16 protein-coding genes are annotated in these 19,341 nt (G+C 48.8%); 12 read left to right on the forward strand and 4 right to left on the reverse strand.

The window, feature by feature from the left end; genetic code table 11:
• Nucleotides 1–140 precede the first annotated feature (140 nt).
• Nucleotides 141–455, reverse strand: coding sequence for a hypothetical protein (locus QM717_RS11285; protein ID WP_415037569.1), 315 nt, complete (start codon nucleotides 453–455; stop codon nucleotides 141–143).
• Nucleotides 456–671: 216 nt separating this feature from the next.
• Here QM717_RS11285 and QM717_RS11290 point away from each other — a divergent pair, with 216 nt between their 5' ends.
• From QM717_RS11290 to QM717_RS11320, 7 genes are all read left to right on the forward strand, one after another.
• Nucleotides 672–1,361, forward strand: a complete 690-nt coding sequence (locus QM717_RS11290; RefSeq protein ID WP_415037570.1) for a Crp/Fnr family transcriptional regulator — start codon at nucleotides 672–674, stop codon at nucleotides 1,359–1,361.
• An 85-nt stretch (nucleotides 1,362–1,446) separates the two neighbouring features.
• Nucleotides 1,447–1,911, forward strand: a complete 465-nt coding sequence (locus QM717_RS11295) for a YHS domain-containing (seleno)protein (RefSeq protein ID WP_415037571.1) — start codon at nucleotides 1,447–1,449, stop codon at nucleotides 1,909–1,911.
• A 1-nt stretch (nucleotide 1,912) separates the two neighbouring features.
• Nucleotides 1,913–2,314, forward strand: a complete 402-nt coding sequence (locus tag QM717_RS11300) for a DoxX family membrane protein (RefSeq protein ID WP_415037572.1) — start codon at nucleotides 1,913–1,915, stop codon at nucleotides 2,312–2,314.
• Between the two features lie 92 nt (nucleotides 2,315–2,406).
• Complete coding sequence (locus tag QM717_RS11305; protein WP_415037573.1) at nucleotides 2,407–2,895, forward strand: DinB family protein; 489 nt, start codon at nucleotides 2,407–2,409, stop codon at nucleotides 2,893–2,895.
• The gene (locus QM717_RS11310) at nucleotides 2,883–3,587 is read left to right on the forward strand and encodes an NRDE family protein (RefSeq protein WP_415037574.1); all 705 of its coding nucleotides are present in this window, start codon (nucleotides 2,883–2,885) and stop codon (nucleotides 3,585–3,587) included. Before QM717_RS11305 ends, QM717_RS11310 begins: the two co-directional genes overlap by 13 nt.
• Before the next feature lie 2 nt (nucleotides 3,588–3,589).
• Entirely contained in the window at nucleotides 3,590–4,624 is a 1,035-nt protein-coding gene (locus QM717_RS11315) for a D-alanine--D-alanine ligase (RefSeq protein WP_415037575.1), read from the forward strand.
• On the forward strand, nucleotides 4,624–5,271 hold the full coding sequence (locus tag QM717_RS11320; RefSeq protein ID WP_415037576.1) for a hypothetical protein: 648 nt from the start codon (nucleotides 4,624–4,626) through the stop codon (nucleotides 5,269–5,271). Before QM717_RS11315 ends, QM717_RS11320 begins: the two co-directional genes overlap by 1 nt.
• 1 nt (nucleotide 5,272) lies before the next feature.
• Here QM717_RS11320 and QM717_RS11325 read toward each other — a convergent pair whose 3' ends face one another.
• Genes QM717_RS11325 through QM717_RS11335 form a run of 3 tightly spaced genes read right to left on the reverse strand, consistent with a single transcriptional unit; the run spans nucleotide 5,273 to nucleotide 9,383 of the window.
• Nucleotides 5,273–5,692 carry a hypothetical protein gene (locus QM717_RS11325; RefSeq protein ID WP_415037577.1) on the reverse strand — a complete coding sequence of 140 codons (420 nt, stop codon included), beginning with the start codon at nucleotides 5,690–5,692 and terminating at the stop codon, nucleotides 5,273–5,275.
• Nucleotides 5,693–5,696: 4 nt separating this feature from the next.
• Nucleotides 5,697–6,440 carry a LytR/AlgR family response regulator transcription factor gene (locus tag QM717_RS11330; RefSeq protein ID WP_415037578.1) on the reverse strand — a complete coding sequence of 248 codons (744 nt, stop codon included), beginning with the start codon at nucleotides 6,438–6,440 and terminating at the stop codon, nucleotides 5,697–5,699.
• Nucleotides 6,441–9,383, reverse strand: coding sequence for a histidine kinase (locus tag QM717_RS11335; protein WP_415037579.1), 2,943 nt, complete (start codon nucleotides 9,381–9,383; stop codon nucleotides 6,441–6,443).
• Nucleotides 9,384–9,786: 403 nt separating this feature from the next.
• On the opposite strand from QM717_RS11335, the gene QM717_RS11340 reads away from it, so the two are divergent.
• The 5 genes from QM717_RS11340 to QM717_RS11360 all read left to right on the forward strand — a co-directional run bounded on the left by QM717_RS11340 (nucleotide 9,787) and on the right by QM717_RS11360 (nucleotide 19,317).
• The gene (locus tag QM717_RS11340) at nucleotides 9,787–10,464 is read left to right on the forward strand and encodes an SDR family NAD(P)-dependent oxidoreductase (RefSeq protein ID WP_415037580.1); all 678 of its coding nucleotides are present in this window, start codon (nucleotides 9,787–9,789) and stop codon (nucleotides 10,462–10,464) included.
• A 2-nt stretch (nucleotides 10,465–10,466) separates the two neighbouring features.
• On the forward strand, nucleotides 10,467–11,072 hold the full coding sequence (locus QM717_RS11345) for a SprT-like domain-containing protein (protein ID WP_415037581.1): 606 nt from the start codon (nucleotides 10,467–10,469) through the stop codon (nucleotides 11,070–11,072).
• 6 nt (nucleotides 11,073–11,078) lie between these two features.
• Nucleotides 11,079–12,140: a mannose-1-phosphate guanylyltransferase gene (locus QM717_RS11350; protein WP_415037582.1), complete on the forward strand. Its 1,062-nt coding sequence runs from the start codon at nucleotides 11,079–11,081 to the stop codon at nucleotides 12,138–12,140.
• 137 nt (nucleotides 12,141–12,277) lie between these two features.
• Nucleotides 12,278–15,490: a gliding motility-associated C-terminal domain-containing protein gene (locus QM717_RS11355; protein WP_415037583.1), complete on the forward strand. Its 3,213-nt coding sequence runs from the start codon at nucleotides 12,278–12,280 to the stop codon at nucleotides 15,488–15,490.
• A gap of 47 nt (nucleotides 15,491–15,537) precedes the next feature.
• Nucleotides 15,538–19,317: a gliding motility-associated C-terminal domain-containing protein gene (locus tag QM717_RS11360; protein ID WP_415037584.1), complete on the forward strand. Its 3,780-nt coding sequence runs from the start codon at nucleotides 15,538–15,540 to the stop codon at nucleotides 19,315–19,317.
• Nucleotides 19,318–19,341: the final 24 nt, after the last annotated feature.

Here is a 19,341-nt window from a genome sequence, read left to right on the forward strand (position 1 = left end):
TAAAATTGGTAAGCAACAAATTTAAAGCATTACATTGAGTAAAGATGTAAAAAAATGTTATAATCTGAAAACAAAAAAGGAGACCTGATGGCCTCCTTTGATGCTGAAGATAGAAATCTCCATTACCCAATTTAACTTAACTATGCTTCTTTAATGACTTTACCGGCTTTCGAAATGTAGACGGTTTTTTTGGCATTGTCTTTACTCAAGACCAATTTGTAATCGCCGTCTTCAGCGCGGAAGGCTTCCTGGATCTGGTGGCCTTTGTATTTTGAAAGAACCGTTTTCAAGGCGTCGTTGTTGACGGAAACCGGGTCGATTTCTTTATAGTCTTTTTGGTCTTTGACGACCGTAGTTTCGACAGTTTTGGTTTTGGTTTCTGTTTTCACTTCCTGAGCGTTCGCTGCAAAAGTGAATCCTAAAAATAGGGCTGGTATTAAAAATAACTTTTTCATCTTTTTCATTTTTTCGTTGTGCATTGATGGTAAGTCTATTTGAAAGAAATGTGCCAAGAGTCAAAAGAACACCAAATCTTGTTGTAATGGCTTGTTTTATAGCAGATAAGAAGGAATGGCGCTTTTTTGAAACTGCAACAAAAACTGTGGAATTGTGTGGAAATTCACCTCAAACTGTAGAAACCGAAACAGTTTTTGACTAATTTTAGGTGGAATTTGAAAACCGAAATGTACGACGAACTCAAATATTGGTACCTGCGCGACCACAAACTGTTCCGCGTGTTGAGCTTTAGCCAGATCAAGCAATTGTGCATCATCACGGGTTTCAAGAAAGCCAGCAAAGGCGAGATCCTGTATTTTTCGGCTTCGGATGTGCCGCGTATTTTCCTGTTGAAGAAAGGCAACATCAAGATCGTTTCGGTCGATGAAGACGGAAACGAAACCATCAAGGACATCATCCAGAAAGGCGATTTGTTCGGTGAACTCGATTTGGCTCCCGACAAAGGTTCGAACGAATACGCCAAGGCATTGACCGATGAAGTTTCGATCTGCAGTTTCCTGATGTCTGATTTCGAGGATCTATTGTTGCGCAACCCGAATCTCGCGCTCTCGTATACCAAATTCGTCGGACTTAAAATGAAGCGCGTGCGGAACAATTACGCGAACCTCGTTTCCAAAGATGCCAAAACACGGCTGTCCCAATTCCTGAAAGACTGGGCCGAACGCGAAGGCAAGAAAGAAGGCGATTCGGTGACACTCGACAATTATTTGACGCAGGCCGACATCGCGCAAATCATCTGTACGTCGCGCCAAACCGCCGTGCAACTGCTCAACGAGATGGAACAGGACGGTCTTTTGCAATACCAGCGCAAGGAAATTTTCATTCCGAATATTGCCGCTTTTTAACTTTTTTACACGATCTGTCGGGTAGCCGACAAAAGCCTTTCCAGCCCCGATTTACTTTTGTTTCAGGAATTTAAAATTTAAAATCATGAACAAACGTATTTTATTTATGGTAGCCGTATTGTTGATCAACCTCACGGCTTTTGCACAAACGGCGGCGCAACGCAAGACACATTTCAATCTTGAAAACAAGGTCGCCATCCAAGGGTATGATCCGGTGGCTTATTTCAAACAGAACAAGGCCGTCAAGGGCAAAAAGGAAATGGCCGCATCGTATGAGGGCGTAACCTACTATTTCGCTTCAACCGCCGATAAAGACCTTTTTGTCAAAAACCCGACGGCCTACGAACCACAATATGGTGGCTGGTGTGCTTACGCGATGGGCAGCTATGGCGACAAGGTCGAAATCAATCCCGAGACCTTCAAGATCACCGACGGCAAACTGTACCTGTTCTACAACAAATTCTTCAACAACACCTTGAAGGATTGGAACAAGGACGAGACGAACCTCAAAAGGAAAGCCGATGCGACCTGGAAAAAAACCATCAACTGAGATGAAAAAGTCACTATTCGATTGGATGCTAAGAATCGCCGCAGCCGTAATCCTGTTGCAGACCTTGTTCTTCAAATTCACCGCAAGCGAAGAATCGGTGTATATTTTTTCGACTTTGGGCATGGAACCTTTCGGACGGATCGCTTCGGGCGTGGGCGAATTGATCGCTTCGGTTTTGATTTTGATTCCGAGGACAACCGTTTACGGCGCCTTGATGGGATTGGGAATTATTGCGGGCGCCATTGTATCGCACCTTTTCGTACTCGGCATTGCGGTCAAGAACGACGGCGGTTTGCTTTTTATACTGGCCGTGGCCGTGTTTTTGTGTTGCGCGATTTTGATCTACCGCGACAGGGTAATCTTGCAATCGATTCTTTTTAAATATAAAAACCGATTGGCTTGAATCGCCGTACTTTGAAATGTCAATCAAAACCTGTCGCGCACCGTTTTTATGCTTAAATTTACGGTGCGCGCGTTAACCAAAATCATCTGACCATGCTTATAACGGCCATCCAAAACAGCCTCGACGAACTCAGCGATTTGCTCGGGCGGCTTTCCGACAAGGAATATGCCTGTCCGTGCGACGAACTGGGACACGCGACCATAGGCGAACACACGCGGCACATCATCGAAATGTTCCAATGCCTGCAAAACAATTACGACACCGAAGTCGTCAATTACGACCTGCGGCAGCGCAACATCCTGATCCAAAGCAGTACCGAATTTGCCGCCCTCAAAATCAACGAAATCAAGACCAAGCTCGACCGCCCGAACAAGAGCATCCAGTTGCAGCAATCGCTCGACGGAACCGAAATCGACATCGAAAGCAATTATTTCCGCGAATTGTTGTACAACCTCGAACATTGCATCCACCACCAGGCGCTGATCAAGGTCGCGCTTTTGAAATGCACGCAAATTTCGGTCGATGAAAACTTTGGGGTCGCGCGTTCCACCATCGAATACAGAAAACAATGTGCACCGTAAGTTTCGTCCGTTCCCAAAATAAAATCATCCTGACCTCGAACCGCGATGAGGAAGTCGTGCGGCCGTCGCTCGAACCCAAATGTTATGCGGTCGGCAACAAAAATGTGTATTTCCCGAAGGATCCAAGAGCGGGCGGAACCTGGTTTGCCGTGGCCGAAAACGCCAACGCGATCGTCTTGCTCAACGGCGCATCCGAAAGACACGAATGGAAACCGCCTTACCGCAAAAGCCGCGGCTTGATTGTGCTCGATCTCGTCAGTGCCGATTCGCCCATCGCGGAATGGGACGGCATTGATTTGGATCACATCGAACCGTTTACGATTGTGTTGTACGAAAAGGAGAAACTGTATCAACTGCGTTGGAACGGCACCGAAAAGGAATCGAAACCGCTTGATCCGGCAAAGAATTACATCTGGTCGTCGACGACGCTCTATCCGAAGAACATCCGCGACAACCGCGCGCAATGGTTCGAACAATTCCTCGACACCAGGCCCGATGTCAACGAAGCCGAAATGTTCAATTTCCACCGCTACACCGAGGAAGGCAACAACGAAAGCGGACTCGTCATCGACCGCAGTTTCCTCAAGACGCTCAGCATCACGCAGACGGTTATCGAGGACAACAAGGTCAGTTTCCTGCACCACGATCTGCTCGGCCAACAGGAATTCGCGCATTCGTTTCTAATCCTGTAGTTTTGAGGCTGTTCTTCCACAAACTGACGCATTGGGAATACTGGCCGTTCAAGCTGGTCTATGTTCCGATTTATTTCCAGTGGGCGTTTTATGCGTTGCGCTCGGGTTCGATTTTCTTTTTCAACGCCTGCAACCCGTCGATCAAAAACGGTGGTTTCATTAATGAGTCGAAGAAGAAGATTTACGACTTGATGCCGCCCGAACATTACCCCAAAACCGAACTCGTGCGTTGGGGCGATTCGATCGATGCGGTGTTGCAAACAATCGGAATCGCTAAAATCCAATATCCGTTCATCGTCAAGCCTGACATCGGTTTGCGCGGTTCGGCGGTCAAGAAAATCAACAATGAAACCCAGCTTAAAACCTATCATCGTAAAGCCGATTTCGATTACCTGTTGCAGGATTTGATTCCATATGCGAACGAAGTAGGTATTTTTTATGTGCGTTACCCGAACCAGCCCAAAGGCAAAATCACAGGAATCGTCGCCAAGGAATTCCTGATCGTGACCGGCGACGGGCAATCGACCTTGGAAGATTTGATCCGCAAAGACCCGCGCTACGAAATCCAATTCCAGGCGTTGCAACGCGAATACGGCAACCGCCTCGATGAGATTCCGAAAATAGGCGAGAAGGTCAATCTCGTTCCGTATGGCAACCACGCGCGCGGGGCGAAATTCACCGACGGCTCGCATTGGAATTCCCCCGCTTTGGAAAACGTCATCAATCAAATTTGTCTGCAGGTACCCGATTTTTATTTCGGGCGGTTGGATTTGATGTACGACAATTGGCAAGATTTGGAACAAGGGAACAATTTTTCGATCGTAGAACTCAACGGCGCGGCGAGCGAACCGACGCACATCTACGATCCGAAGCATTCGATTTTTTTCGCATGGAAGGAACTCTCGCGCCACATCCGTTACATGTATGAAATCAGCGTGATGAACCACAAGAACGGCGCGCCTTACCTGTCGCACAAAACCGGCATGGCCGAATACCGTTTGCACCAGGCGCAATGCGACAAAATTTTCGATTTCTGATGGGACGGCTCAAGAACATCGGCGTGGGTTTTTTGGTGAGCTTTGCGGGTTCGGTGCCATTGGGTTACCTCAATATTGCGGGTTATGAGATTTTTGCGCGACGCGGTTGGGATGCTTTGCTGCCGTATGTCTTGGGCGTGATTGCGGTCGAGGCGGTCGTGATTTATGCGACTTTGTTGTTTGCCGATCGTTTGGCTTCGGAAAAGAAATTAATCCGCGGTATCGAGGTTTTTTCGATTGTATTTATGTTGACGTTGGCCGTGGTGTTTTTTCTCAATGGCAATGAACGCGGGCAGGATGTTTTCTTCCGCAGATATTTCGACCATTCGCCGCTGGTCATCGGTTTGATATTGAGCAGCCTCAATTTTATGCAATTGCCGTTTTGGACGGCTTGGAATCTGTATGTCGTCAACCAAAATTACGTGGCGACTTTCGGCAACCGCAAATTGTTTTACGTACTGGGAACGTTGATGGGTTCGTTTGCGGGAATCGCGGGCATTTCGATTGGATTGGATTATGTGGGCCGAAGCAGCGCTTTCCTGTCGCAACACCTTATGCCGTATCTTTTTCCGCTGGTGTTTTTATTGATCGCGTTGTACCAAATCGTGCTGTACGTCCGCAAATACCATTGGGCCCCAAACGGATGATTTACCGATGGTACACGTATTTGTCCCGCAGAAAAGCGTTCAAAACAATACCGGGAATACTGCCCAAAATAATCATCAACACGATTTCATAATTGTAAATCGAATCGCGCCAAAACAGGTACAGGAAGGCGAATCCCGTCATTGCCAAAGCCGTGACCAAACCCGAAAAAGCCGAAACCCATGGATGTCTGTAATCCATGAGTGCGCCGCCAACGATTCCGAGTGCCGCATTCAAACCCCAAAGTTCCCAGGCGGTTAAAAATGCAGTGTGGACTTGCTCGTGGTAAACGGCCGCCGATGCCTCGTAAAAATGGAGGTGGAAACTCACGAAAATACAGGGCAGGGTAAAACAGATTCCGCCCAAGAGGATACACACTTTTTGGAGTGTTGGGGTAGGTTTTCCGGATGCTTCGGAAGTCATTTGGCTAGCCGTTGAAATTGTTCAAAATCGCGAGCAATTGCGCCTTCTTGCGCTGTGAAACCGGCACGGTGCTTTTGTCCGATAAAATCACATAACCACCGTCTTTGTTCGTGTAGCTCGTCAGATGGTCGAGGTTGATGATGTGCGAATGGTGGACGCGCTCAAAGCCCGACTGCCCGAGCATTTCCTCAAATTCCTTGAGCGTCTTGGCAAACAGCATTTTCTTGCCGCCCACAAAATACACGCAGGTATAGTTGCCTTCCGATGAGCAACGGATGATCGATTCGAGTTCGAAAATCGAAATTCCGTCCGAGGTCGGCAATGCAATTTTCTTGCGCCCGAAATTGAGCTGGTTTTGCAAAAACGTCTCGAGTTTTTTCTTGTAATCCTGCTGGCTGCTTTGGATCGCGCGTTTTACGGCCTCACGCAATTCGTTGCCGTCGATCGGTTTGAGCAGGTAATCGATTGCGCTGAACTTGATCGCCTTGATCGCATATTGGCTGTAAGCCGTCGTAAAAATCAGATGGAAATGCTTGTCCTTGACCAGGTTGAGCAGATCGAAACCCAGACCGTCCGAAAGCTGGATGTCGAGGAACACCAGTTCGGGTTCGAGCATCCGGATTTTCTCGGCGCCGTCCTTGACCGATTGCGCGATGCCCACGATTTCAAGCTCGGGGCAATGGTATTGGATTTCCGCCATCAGGGCCGAAATGGCCTGTTCTTCGTCTTCGATAATCAGTGTTTTCATTTACCAGATTGTTGTTAGTGGAATGGCTATAAAGACTTCGGTGCCCGCCGGGTTGCCGTCCTTGTCGGAGAGGTCAAAGATGGATAGGGCCGAGGCGGTTTCCCGGGTCGCGAGCAATTCGATCCGTTCCGAAGTGATCTCGGTGGCCTTCGAAATGTATTCCTTGTGGGTTTTCTGTGAAGCCGATCGTCCGATGCCATTGTCGGTGACCGTACAAATCAACTGTCGGTCTTTTTTCTCAAACCGGATTTGCAATAAACCTTTTTCCTTCTTCGGGGCCAATCCGTGGATGATGGCATTTTCGACCATCGGTTGCAACAGCAAGGCCGGAATTGCGGTATCGTCAGGGTTGAGGTTGGGATCGACCGAAATGGCATAATCGAATTTGCCCTTGTAGCGGATTTGCGTCAGCGCGATGTACAGTTGCAACATTTCGACTTCCTTCGAGAGCGGGATCAATTGTTCGGTGTTCTCGAGCAGCATGCGCAATAACTTCGAGAATTTCGAGATGTAATCGCTGGCCTTGACATCGTTCCCTTCGGCATAATAGCCTTTGATCGTATTCAAGGCATTGAAGATAAAATGCGGATTCATCTGCAAACGCAGCGCCTTCTGTTCGAGTTCGATCATCTGCTTCTCGAGCGTGGCCTTGTCGCGTTCGGCCTGGATGGCCTTGCGTTCGAAATTGAATTTGTGTTCGAGCTTTTGCAATCTCATGCGCCAGATGAACAATAAAATGGCGATACTGACCAACAGGAAAAGCGCCACAAAAGGCAAGGTTTTCCACCAGGGCGTGTCGATCGAAAACCGGATGATGCTCGTTTTGCTTTTGTTGTTGCGCGCATCGGTCACATAGACCTTAAACGTGTAATGGCCGGGAGCGAGCGCCTTGTAATTGATCTGCGAATTGGTGGTCGTGAACCAGATTTCATCGGCGCCCTCGAGTTTGTAATGGTATTGCAACTGCTGGGTGTTGAGGAAACTGATGCCGTCGAAGGCAATCGTCAATTCGTTCTGGTTGTACGGCAGGCTGATTTTTTTGTCCCACGGCCTCGGTTGGCCGTTGACCCTGAATTCGGTCAGGTGGATGTCGGGACGGGCCTTGTTTTCGAAATCCTTGTACTGGTTGAAATACAGAATCCCGTTGTCGGTCGCGACATAGACCGTATCGTTGATGACCTCAATGTCGTTGATTTTTTGGTCGTCGATGGCCAGCACAGGATTGAAATTGCGGATGTGGTATTTTCCATCGGCCAAATACAGCTTGTCGATTCCGGTATTGGTCCCGATCCAATAACTGTTGGCCCCGGCCTTGGCGATGGCGCGCGCGTTGTTGTTGCTCAGGTTGTTGCGGCGTGTAAAATGGCTGATGATGTGTCCGTCTTTTAGGATCAGCACGCCCTGCGAATTGCTCGCGATCAACAACGTGCGGTGCTGTTTGTCGAAATACAGGTCTTCGATGTTGGCATTGAGCCCTTCGCCGTTTTGCGTGTAATTGATGATCGAATCGGTTGGATTGTATTTGTAGAGCCCAAAATTGGTCCCGAGCCATAAATCGTTTTTTTCACCCGCGGCGATCACATTCGTGCGTTTGTTGAGTTTGAGGAATTCGGTGTAATTCTTGGAAATCAACGACTGCCATTGGTCGGAATGCAAAACCTTTTTCGGGCATTTGAGTACAATGACGGTACCAAACCAGACGTTGCCCAACCCGTCGTCATATACGCTGTTGCCCGCCATCTGGACGGCTTGCTTGAAATTCTTTACGTGTATCAGGCTGTATTGGTTGCCGGTCACGTAAAATCCTTCGGGGGTAAACAGCAAATCCTTGATGATGTTCTTGTCGCCTGCACCAATGTTGTATGCGCGGACACTGTCGCGCGTCAAATGGTAATAATTGCCTTCATAACCGCCGGCCCACAAGTCTTTTTGGAGGTCGGTATCGAGCACCGAAATTTTGGTATTGGCCAACGCATCCTTGCTGTAGACGCCCATGTCCGGAATCATCAGCGCACCGGCCTCGAGCGAGCTGAGCCAGTAATTGCAGTTCCGGTCGCGCATCACTTTGCTGATTGAAAGCGAGGGGAACAGATGACGCAATTGCCAACGCTTGTCCTTGATCTGGCAAAAATAAACGCCCTTTCGTGTGCCGATCCACAGATTGCCCACCGGATCCACATCGACCGAAATGATCACGGCGCTGGTCTTGGGCAACGAAAAAAGCCAGGTAATGCGGTGCTCGTCGATGCGGTAAATGTGGTTCTCGAAATTGAAATAAACCGTTGCGCCGTTTTGGCTCACCCGCGACCGGACCAAATCGGGGACCACCTTGCCCGAGGAAAGCAGCAATTGGCCTTTGGAGTTGTTGATCCCGGTATTCATGAACATGCGAATGTCGCCCGATTTGGATTCGAGGTGGCACATGATGACACGGTAATTGGGAACCAGCCCGCCCGGCGCATAGGCAAATTGCGTCGTTTCGGATACGCGGTTCTGCGCATCGAGCCGGTACACATTGCTCATACGGTCGGTAATGTGGATGGTGCCTTTGGAGTCGCAAAGAAACGTCTGTAGCATCCCGCTGAGCATTTTCGACTTGAGGTAAGGCGTGTTTTTTTCGTTGTGGAATTTTCCGTTGGCATAAAAACCGAGCTTGCCGTTGAGCGTCAGGAACCAGAGCCGGCCCTTTTGGTCTTCGTGGATCTGGAAGACTTCGTTGTCGGCCAGACCGTCATCGGTATTGTAATGGATGAAATCACGGCCGTTGTATTTGACCACGCCCACATCGGTGGCAAACCAGATGTAGCTCTTGCTGTCCTGGAAAACGTAATACACGTTCGACGACGGCAAACCTTCCTCGATGCTGTAATTGATCGCGTGCGGCGTCTGGGCCCAAGCCGAAACGACGAAAAGAAACAAAAACAGTCCGATGATTTTCTTCACAGGTGGTGGTTAATATTGGTAAAAGTAAACTTAAAAATCAATATGAAGGTTTAAAAATGAATCAGATACCCGCTTCAAATCCGGTATTTCAAAACCCAAACGCAGCACTTAATAAGTCAAATGTTGCAGTTATATAATTTTTAGGTACCGTCCGCCAAAATTAATTTTTTTTACCACTAAATTATTTGGACAGAAAATTTAGCTTGAATGGGTATGATGCGAACTTTTATAACAATGTATCGGATAGAGATCATTTTCTTTTTCGTCTATCTATTCCTTGGATTCATGCTTTATTGGATGTTATAGTTAAGGTAATAGTTTTTTTGTAATTTTTGGTGAAAAAGCATCCCAAGACCGGGGTGCTTTTTGTTTTATATGTATTTTTACGGCTCAATACATCAGCATGAAAAACATCATTGTTACAGGAACCAGCCGTGGAATAGGCCATGCACTGGCCCTGCAATTGGGCGATGCCGGGCATCAGGTCCTGGCCCTTTCGCGTAAAACCACGCCCGATTTACTGCAGCATCCCAACATCAGTTGCCTTTCGGTCGATTTGTCAAAGTCCGAAGATTTGGCACAGGTCGAAAATTTCCTTTCGGCTTCATGGAAACGCATCGACGCCATCGTGCACAACGCCGGAAGTCTGTTGCTCAAACCGTTCGAAAATACCTCGGTGGAAGATTTTGAGAATGTTTATAAAGTCAACGTTTTTGCCGTGGCCAGTCTTACCAGAATTTGTCTGCCGTATCTGGGCAAGGGCAGCCATGTGGTGACGATCAGTTCGATGGGCGGCATTCAGGGCAGTATGAAATTTGCCGGATTGGCAGCGTACAGTTCGAGCAAGGGCGCGGTCATCACGCTTTCAGAATTGCTGGCAGAAGAATACCGAGAACAAGGCATTGCGTTCAATGTTTTGGCGCTGGGTTCGGTACAGACCGAAATGCTCGCCGAGGCGTTTCCGGGTTACCAGGCACCCATCCAACCTGCTGAAATGGCCCATTATATTTTCGATTTTACGTTAAACGGAAACAAATATTACAACGGCAAAGTGCTGCAGGTTTCCTCAACCACACCATAAATTTGAACGAAACGCTGCTCAAATATTTACCCGAACACGCCGTAAAACCCGTTTTCGATTTGATTGTCGCCAACGAGGTGCACCTCAAGATCGTCAACGAACGCGTCACGCGCCACGGCGATTACCGCAAAGGACCCAGCGGCAAGCATGAGATCACGGTCAATGCGAGTTTGAACAAATACCGTTTCCTGATTACGCTCGTTCATGAAATCTCGCATCTGGTGGCATTTGAAAAATTCGGCAGGCACATCAAACCGCATGGGCAAGAGTGGAAATATACCTTCCAACGGTTGATGGTGCCCTTCATACGCCCTGAGATTTTTCCGTCGCAACTGTTGCCTTTGCTCGCGCGGCATTTCAAGAATCCGGCGGCCAGCAGCGACACCGATGCGACTTTGTCGCTTGCGCTCAAACAGTTCGACCAACACAACGATAAAAATTATATCTTTGAACTCCCTTACGGCAGTGTGTTCAGGATCCACAACGGCAAGATTTTCAGGAAGGGCGCGCTCAGGACCAAGCGTTACGAGTGTGTCGAGATCAGTTCCGGGCGCATGTACCTGTTCAACCCCAATGCCGAAGTGGAAGTTTTACCGAATCAGAAATAACAAGACATGAATAAGAATTATTACGCCATTCTAATGGCAGGCGGCGTAGGCTCGAGGTTCTGGCCAGTGAGTACCGCCGATTTCCCGAAACAGTTTCACGACATGCTCGGATCGGGACAAACGTTGATCCAGAAAACCTTCAGCCGTTTGTCGCAATTGATCCCGGCCGAGAACATCCTGATCCTGACCAACGAAAAATACAACCAGATCGTGCTCGACCAGTTGCCGATGGTCAAACCTGAACAGGTTTTGCTCGAACCGGCCATGCGCAACACGGCGCCGTGTATTTTGTACGCGTCTTTAAAAATCCAGAAGGAAAACCCGGATGCCGTGATGGTCGTCGCGCCAAGCGACCACTGGATCGAAGACGAAAAGGCATTTGCCGAAAACCTGCAGGCGTGTTTCGATTACTGTTCGAATGAAAACGCGCTCATGACTTTGGGCATCCAACCGACGTTCCCGAACACCGGTTTTGGTTACATCGAATTCGACAAGACCGATGCCAACCGCATCAAGAAGGTGAACCAGTTTCGTGAAAAACCCGATTATGAGACGGCCAAAAGTTTCCTGGCCAGCGGCAATTTTCTTTGGAACGGCGGAATTTTCATCTGGAGCGCCCAAACAATCACCGAGGCTTTCGAGAAATTCCAACCGCAGATGAACGCCTTGTTCCAGCAAGGAATGGACCGTTACAATACGCCAGGTGAAGTCGATTTCATCAACCAAAATTACGCTTCGGCCGAGAACATCTCGATCGATTACGCCGTGATGGAAAAGGCAACGAACGTGTACGTCTTGCCCGCGACTTTCGACTGGAACGACCTCGGAACCTGGGGGTCGCTGCACGAAAAACTCGACAAGGACGAACAGAACAATGCCGTGGTCAATGCCAAAGTGATTCTGGAAAACGCGAGCAACAACATCATCCGCACCGATGCGCAGAAACTGATCGTGATCGACGGATTGGACGATTTCATCATCGTCGACAACCAGGATGTGCTGCTCATTTATCCGAAGTCCAAAGAACAGGACATCAAACGCATTACCTCGCTCGCGCAGCAATCGTAAGGCAAGGAAGAAATAAGTTTAGAAGGCGGAAGTGATTCCGCCTTTTTTTATGCGCGTCAAATAATAAGTGGGAGTAGGGTTATAATAGTTTGCACTGTTTTATCACGAGAGAACAAGTTAAATTTGAATGGGTAGATATGATAAGAACACTACTGCTGAAGGTTATGGTTATTGGGTTTCTTTTTTGGGGTGGTTCGGGCTGGGCGCAATTGGATCCTTTTACATTGCAGGTCACGCCTGTAACGGAAAGTTGTACAGCCAATGGAACCCTGAATTTTGAAGTAAGCAACACCACGCCGGGTGCGACCATACTTTACCGGGTATACCATTTGCCCGATGTGACCACGCCTATTGCTGTAACGCCACTGAGTAGTTTTACAGGGCTGGTCGCCGGAAATTACCGCACCATTGCCACCCAGTCGTTGGGCAATTTGAGCAATACGCAACAACAGGATGCGGTGGTTACCAATACGATCGATCCATTGGACTATTATGCGACGGGACAAGCTGAAGTTTGCGGTAATGATGGCCGTATATTCATCCATGTGACAGAAGGTAATCCTGTTTCGTATGAGATTTTTTCGGGACCGGTAACGCGTCCGCTGCAAACTTCGAATGTGTTTGATAATCTCCCTGGCGGAAGCTATATGTTGCGTGTATTTGATGATTGTGGGGAAGGTGTGGCCCAAAACTTTACCCTTAACTCCTATGGTTCTCAAATAACAATCGGCAATGGATATGTAGAGCATAGCGGATGCAATAATTTTATACTCCATCCAACTTATTACGCCCCATCGGGAAATACGTTGGCTTACCCGATGACAGGAACAATTACAGTATTTCCACCAACCGGGCCGCCATTGACCTTTCCGTCTTTAAATTGGCCGACTATCCCCGCGATTTATACGCAGCCTTACACTTATAATATTTCAATTACCAATGCTTGCGGCGAAACCTATGTGCGCAACAACATTCCCATTGTCGGATCGCCGCTCAATCCACAAGTCAACTGGGGGTTGCAACAGGTAGGTTGCAGCGGATTGCGACTCGTGCTGAGTACCGATGATATGGTTGGCGCAGTTACCTATACCTTTACCAATGCACCGGCTGGATTCAATCCGCTTATGTTTAACCCCAATTATCCGAATGCGGTCACGTTTTACAATCCCAATGTGCCTTTGCCAAACGGCAGTTATACGGTTACGGCTACCGATTCGTGTGGCCATACCGACAGTACAACTTTTACCATTTCACATACGCCACCTGCACCTGGCGATATTACCTATTGGAACAGGCCAGGCTGCCAAATCGGTTATGGTTCGCTGCTAATTTATGGGCAAGACACCATTACCAATATTGTGTTGGTTTCGGCGCCTGCGGCATTCACCACAGTGGCTTTGCCGCATGATTACACCAGTCAGATGACAGGCCATTACTTTTATTTCGGTTCGGTTCCGGCTGGCAATTATGTTTTTAAAACCATAGACGGTTGCGGTGTTGAGGTATTTACCACCATTCCGGTTATCGGTTACATGGTCGGGGCAACGACGGCAACCATCACGGAAAATTGTTCTTCTTTTACTTTTCACCTGGAGCACATCACCAATTACGGTCAATCCGATTTTCAATATTATTTACAGAAGTGGTTTCCGCAGACCAACCAATGGGGACATCCGGCTACCGGCAATCCAGGTGTGCCGAATGTTTTCGATTACAACAACGGCATCGGATTTTACAATTATTCCAACCTGAATGTAGAATACAGTGGAACATTCAGGGTGGTCAAAGTGCTCCAGCCTTATGTCACCGGAAGCCAGACCCCGCTCAAATGTCCGTTTGTGATCTATACCTTCGAATACAGTGTAGGACCCAAAATCACAGATGTCTATTCTTTCGTTTGCGAAAATGGTACCTATGATGCGGTGGTCATCGCCCAGGGGTATGCACCGCTTACGTACCGCATCACTTCCAAAAACGGGCAGCCCTTTTTTGTAAACAATGGTGCGTCAAGTGTTTTCCTCGGATTACAGCCTGCCATTTACAATTTCCAGATTGAGGACGGTTGTGGCAACATCCTCAACAGCTTGTTCGATATTTCGAATCCTTCTGTCCTGGATGTCACGGCGGCAGGATTCTGCCCGGAACAAAATGCCTCGCTCACGGTTCCTGTGTTTCCGTTTCTGAGTTACCAATGGTGGAACAGCAACAATCCGTCGGTTATTTTAAGCACGCAAAATCACCTCAATTTCCCCAATTTCAACCCGGCCATTTCCAACGGAAATTACCAAGTCCGGATTTATTACGAAGGCAATCCCAATTCGTGTATCGATTTTACACAGGATTATGCGATTAATGTTAATCCGACCATTCCCAACGCGGGGCAGGGACAAAACCAATCGTATTGCGGCAACCAAGGAACCATTGATCTTTTCGAATTATTATCGGGCGGATTCGACACCACGGGAACCTGGATTGAAACCACTGCCAGCGGTGCACTCGAAGGCCATCTGTGGGATAGTTCGGCGGTGGCGGTGGGCAGTTACCAATTTCAATATACCGTTAATGGTGCCTGTGGTGTCTTTGACCAGAGTACAGTTAATATTACCATCAAGCCACAACCCGACGCACCGTTGGCATCATTTGAAGCACCGGTTTGCGATGCAGGTACGTTGCAGCTTTTGGCCAGCGATATTTCGTTTGGTACTTACCAATGGGCAGGTCCCAACGGTTTTGAATCCCATGAACAAAATCCGGTCATTGAACATTTGTCGGCCATCCATAACGGTATTTATACGGTTAAATCGGCCCATAACGGTTGCCAATCGGAATCCTCATCGGTCGAAATTACCGTCGGAACCTTACCGCAATTGACACTTGAAAGCGGTTGCGAAAACAACCGGTTTAAGTTGCGCGCCGTACCGCGGGAAAATTCATTCGATCCGTCGACGGTGACCTACGATTGGACAGGACCGAACCAGTTTACGGCCTCCGAAAACCCAATCGATATCACCCGGGCTACGTCCGGAAATTACCAAGTGACGGTCATTACGGCCGAAGGATGTTCCGCTACAGCATCGGTCAACATCAGCAGTACTTTTTGCAGTGTCCCGCCCGGAATTTCCCCCAATGGCGACCATAAAAATGACGTCCTGGATTTAACCGGTATGGAAGTGCTCCAATTTAAAGTTTTCAACCGTTACGGGCGCATGGTTTTCGAACAAGACAACTATACCAATCAGTGGCATGGACAAGACCTGAACGGCCGTGAATTGCCCGATGCGACCTATTTTTATTACATCAGCCAAAAGACAGGCGAAGAAAAAACGGGTTGGGTTTATGTCACCCGATAGATTATACAAGAAAAATTCTTACATTGTGAACGTCAAAGAAATACCCCATGACAAAAAAAATACTTTATAAAAACAACTTGCTGCTCGCCTTGATCCTGTTTTTCTGTGGCCAATGGTCTAGTGCACAATTGACGGATTTCACCTTGAACGTGGCCGTCACGCAGGAAACCTGTACCGGTAACGGGGCGCTGAATTTTGAGACCACCGGGACCACGCCGGGTGCAACGATGCTGTATTCGGTCTATCTTTTGCCCGATACCGTAACGCCGATCGCGGTCTTATCGGATACCTCTTTCACCGGATTGACGTCGGGCGATTACCTGGTCGTGGCCACGCAAACGCTCGGAAACCTGACCAATTCGCAGCAGCAGAATGTAACGATCTTAAACCAGATCACCCCGCTGACCTTTCAGGTGACGGGAACCCCAGAGAGTTGCGCCAATGGTACGATTACCGTGACGGCGCAGGGCAATGTGGCGACCTATGAAACCATTTCGGGGCCTGTGATTGTGCCGCCGCAAACTTCCAATGTGATGACCGGACTTTCGGCCGGAACCTACAACATCAGGGTGACCGATACCTGTGGGGATGCTTATGTCCAGACCTACACCTTGATTGGCGCTACCTATCTTACCTTGTCGGGTTTTGAGATGCAGTGCGAAATGCTCGACTGCGATACCACATTGGCGAGTTTTATCATCAACAGCGATGTGAACCTGCCCGAAATGGAAATCGTTTACCCGCTTTTTATTACCTACACGGTCTATCCGCCTGGTGGCGGTACGCCGGTCACTGCGACACAAATGATCGCTTCGGGCGACAACCACGAAATTACCGTTACGGGCGAAATCCCTTATTTTGAAGGGGAATACACTTGCGACATCACGGTTGCAGACAGTTGCGGACATACTTTTACGATGAGCGGCAACGACATGCTGGGCGGAATGACGACCTCGGTCGATCCGATCATCGGGCCGCCCAACGGGATCACGATCGATGTGTGCCAAGGCGTGCCGCCGTATACCGTAACCTTTGGCGATACGCCGGCCGGATTCAATCCCGCCAACCACAACCCGAACCATCCCGGTCCGTTCACCACGCTGCCGATTGTTTACATGTCTACCCCCGAACACGAGATGCCGGAGGGCGATTATGAGGTGATTGTCACCGATTCGTGCGGCAATGCGGTTCCGGGCCATTGTGGCATCGTGATTTGTCCGACCAGTTACAGGGTTGATCCGGTTTGCCCGAAACACGGCAGGGTCACATCGCCTGATACAGGCGGGACACCATTGATGACGGGTTGGATTGCATCGGCACCCCCTGAATTTCCATTTCCGTTGCCGTTCAACTTGGCATCGTATATTGATTCGTTCGGGAATTTGTCGATTGATTTGCCTCCTGGGGAATACGCCATAGAAGGGCTGACCACCTGTCAGACCGATTACCGTTTCCTGATCCAGATACTGGAACCGCATATCGAGGCCGAAGGGCTTAACGAATACGGATGCCGCAACAATTCGGGTTCGATCAAAATAAAATTGGTCGATGGTTTGTTTTTGTCGTCGGTCGTCATTACCAGCGCGCCGGCCGGTTTTAATGGAAACTTGCCTTTCGACGCTTCTTCCTTCATCACCGCCGATCCCAAGCAATGCGACATCACGGGATTGATCGCAGGAGATTATGTGCTTTCGGTGACCGATTTCTGCGGCAATGTATACCCCGTCAATGTCAATGTTCCGGTGATGGTTTACCAAGGGCTGCCGGTATTTGCATCGCTGCCGGGTTGTGGCGTCGGATATGGCGCCATTGCGATGTCGACCTTGAACGGGGCTTTTGTCCAAGTCATGGTTTTGGCGGCACCGGCAGGTTATCCGTCCCCATTGCCGCATGATGTTACTTCTGGGATCAACAGCAACGGGGCCTTTGCATTGAGCAATTTGCCCGAAGGCACTTATACCTTCTACACCAGGGACGCTTGTGGCGTTGAACAAACCTTTACACAGTCGTTTACCGGTTTCCATATTGTAGCCAACGATGTTACCGTACGCGGGAATTGCGGCTCTTTCGACCTGGATTTGCGTTACAGCCCGAACAATCCTTATGGACAGGCATTTTGGTTGCAACGCTACAATGCCACAGACAATGTATGGGAACACCCGATAACGGGAGTCGATTACGAGGGAACGGCTAGTGCAATCAATTCGATTCTGTTGTTGAACGATGCGGTCAATTACAACATCGCCGTTTTGGGCCAGTTCAGGATCATCCGCACCAATATGGTCTACACCACGGGCAGCAACCTGTGGACGATTTGCAGCGAAGTCATCAAGGAATTCGAATTTACAGGACAACTGCGCATCCAATCGGCGTACAGCATTCCTTGCAGCAATGGCGTGTCGCAGGTATTCATCATTGCCGGCGATACTTTTCCGCTCGAGTACCGCATTACCGAAAAGGACGGACAGCCTTTTTTTGTCGACAATGGCAATTCGAATGTGTTTTCTGGACTCGAACCGGGAATCTACAATTTCCAGGTCGAAGACCAGTGCGGCAATATCGCCAACCGACTGTTTGACATCGTTTCGCTTTCCGAACCGGCAATCTCCGCTTTCAACCTTTGCGAAGGACAAAACGGCTACCTTTCGGTACAGGCCATTTCCTATCTGAGTTACCAATGGTGGAATGCCAACGACCCGGGTACCATTTTGAGTACGACGAGCAAATTGTATTTCAGCCCGTTTTCGGCCACGACCACGCCGGGCACTTATTTTGTACGGATCTATTCGACTTCTTCTTTGTCTTGCATCGATACGACGATTTCTTATACGATTCCACCGGTTTACACCCCCAATGCAGGACAAGACGCGACCATTACCTTGTGCGGCAGCAACAGAGCGATCGATTTGTTTACCTTACTCGGCGGCACTTTTGACCAAACCGGTTATTGGCAGGAAATCTCGGGCAGCGGCATGCTCAACGGGCACATGTGGCTTCCGATGAATCTGCCGCACGGCACCTATGTATTCCGTTACCACGTGGATGGATTCTGTACCGATTTCGACGAGGCGACCCTGACTATCGATTTCAGGGGATTTGCTCCCGTACCGACCATTACCGTCGATCAGCAGCAGTGCAGCGGCGGTCCGATTGCGTTTACGGCCAGTACGATTCCGGAGGCAACCTATCATTGGGTAGGACCGGCCAATTTTACATCGGATGTGCAAAACCCTGTCATCGAAAACAGCACGGCCTTGCACAGCGGCGCATACACCCTTACGATTACCGTCAATGAATGCACCGCCAGCGCGACTACAAATGTACTCGTCACGCCTTCGCCTGAATTTATCATTGCACAGTTTTGCCAAAATGGGGCGTATACGCTCAAGGCTGATCCGGTCGGCAACGACTTCGATCCCGATGTGGTGACTTACAGTTGGAGCGGTCCGCAGAATTTCGTCAGCACCGATAATCCGACCGTGATTACCGGAATGCAGAATGGCACTTATGAACTCACGGTTACAGGTACCGATGGCTGTTCAACGTCACAATCCATTCAGGTCAATACGACGCGGTGCACGATCCCGACCGGGATTTCACCGAACAATGACGGCGACAATGATGTGTTCGATTTGACCGGATTCGATATCCTTAAGTTCAAGATTTTCAACCGCTACGGGCGCATGGTTTTCGAACAGGACGGTTACACCAACCAATGGCACGGGCAGGATTTTAAAGGACGCGAACTTCCGGATGCGACTTATTACTATTACATTAAACTGCGGTCCGGGGAAGAAAGAACTGGCTGGGTTTACGTCACCAAATAACACAATATGATTAGATTGCATTCC

This window comes from Flavobacterium sp. (assembly GCF_047602195.1).
Classification (GTDB): domain Bacteria; phylum Bacteroidota; class Bacteroidia; order Flavobacteriales; family Flavobacteriaceae; genus Flavobacterium.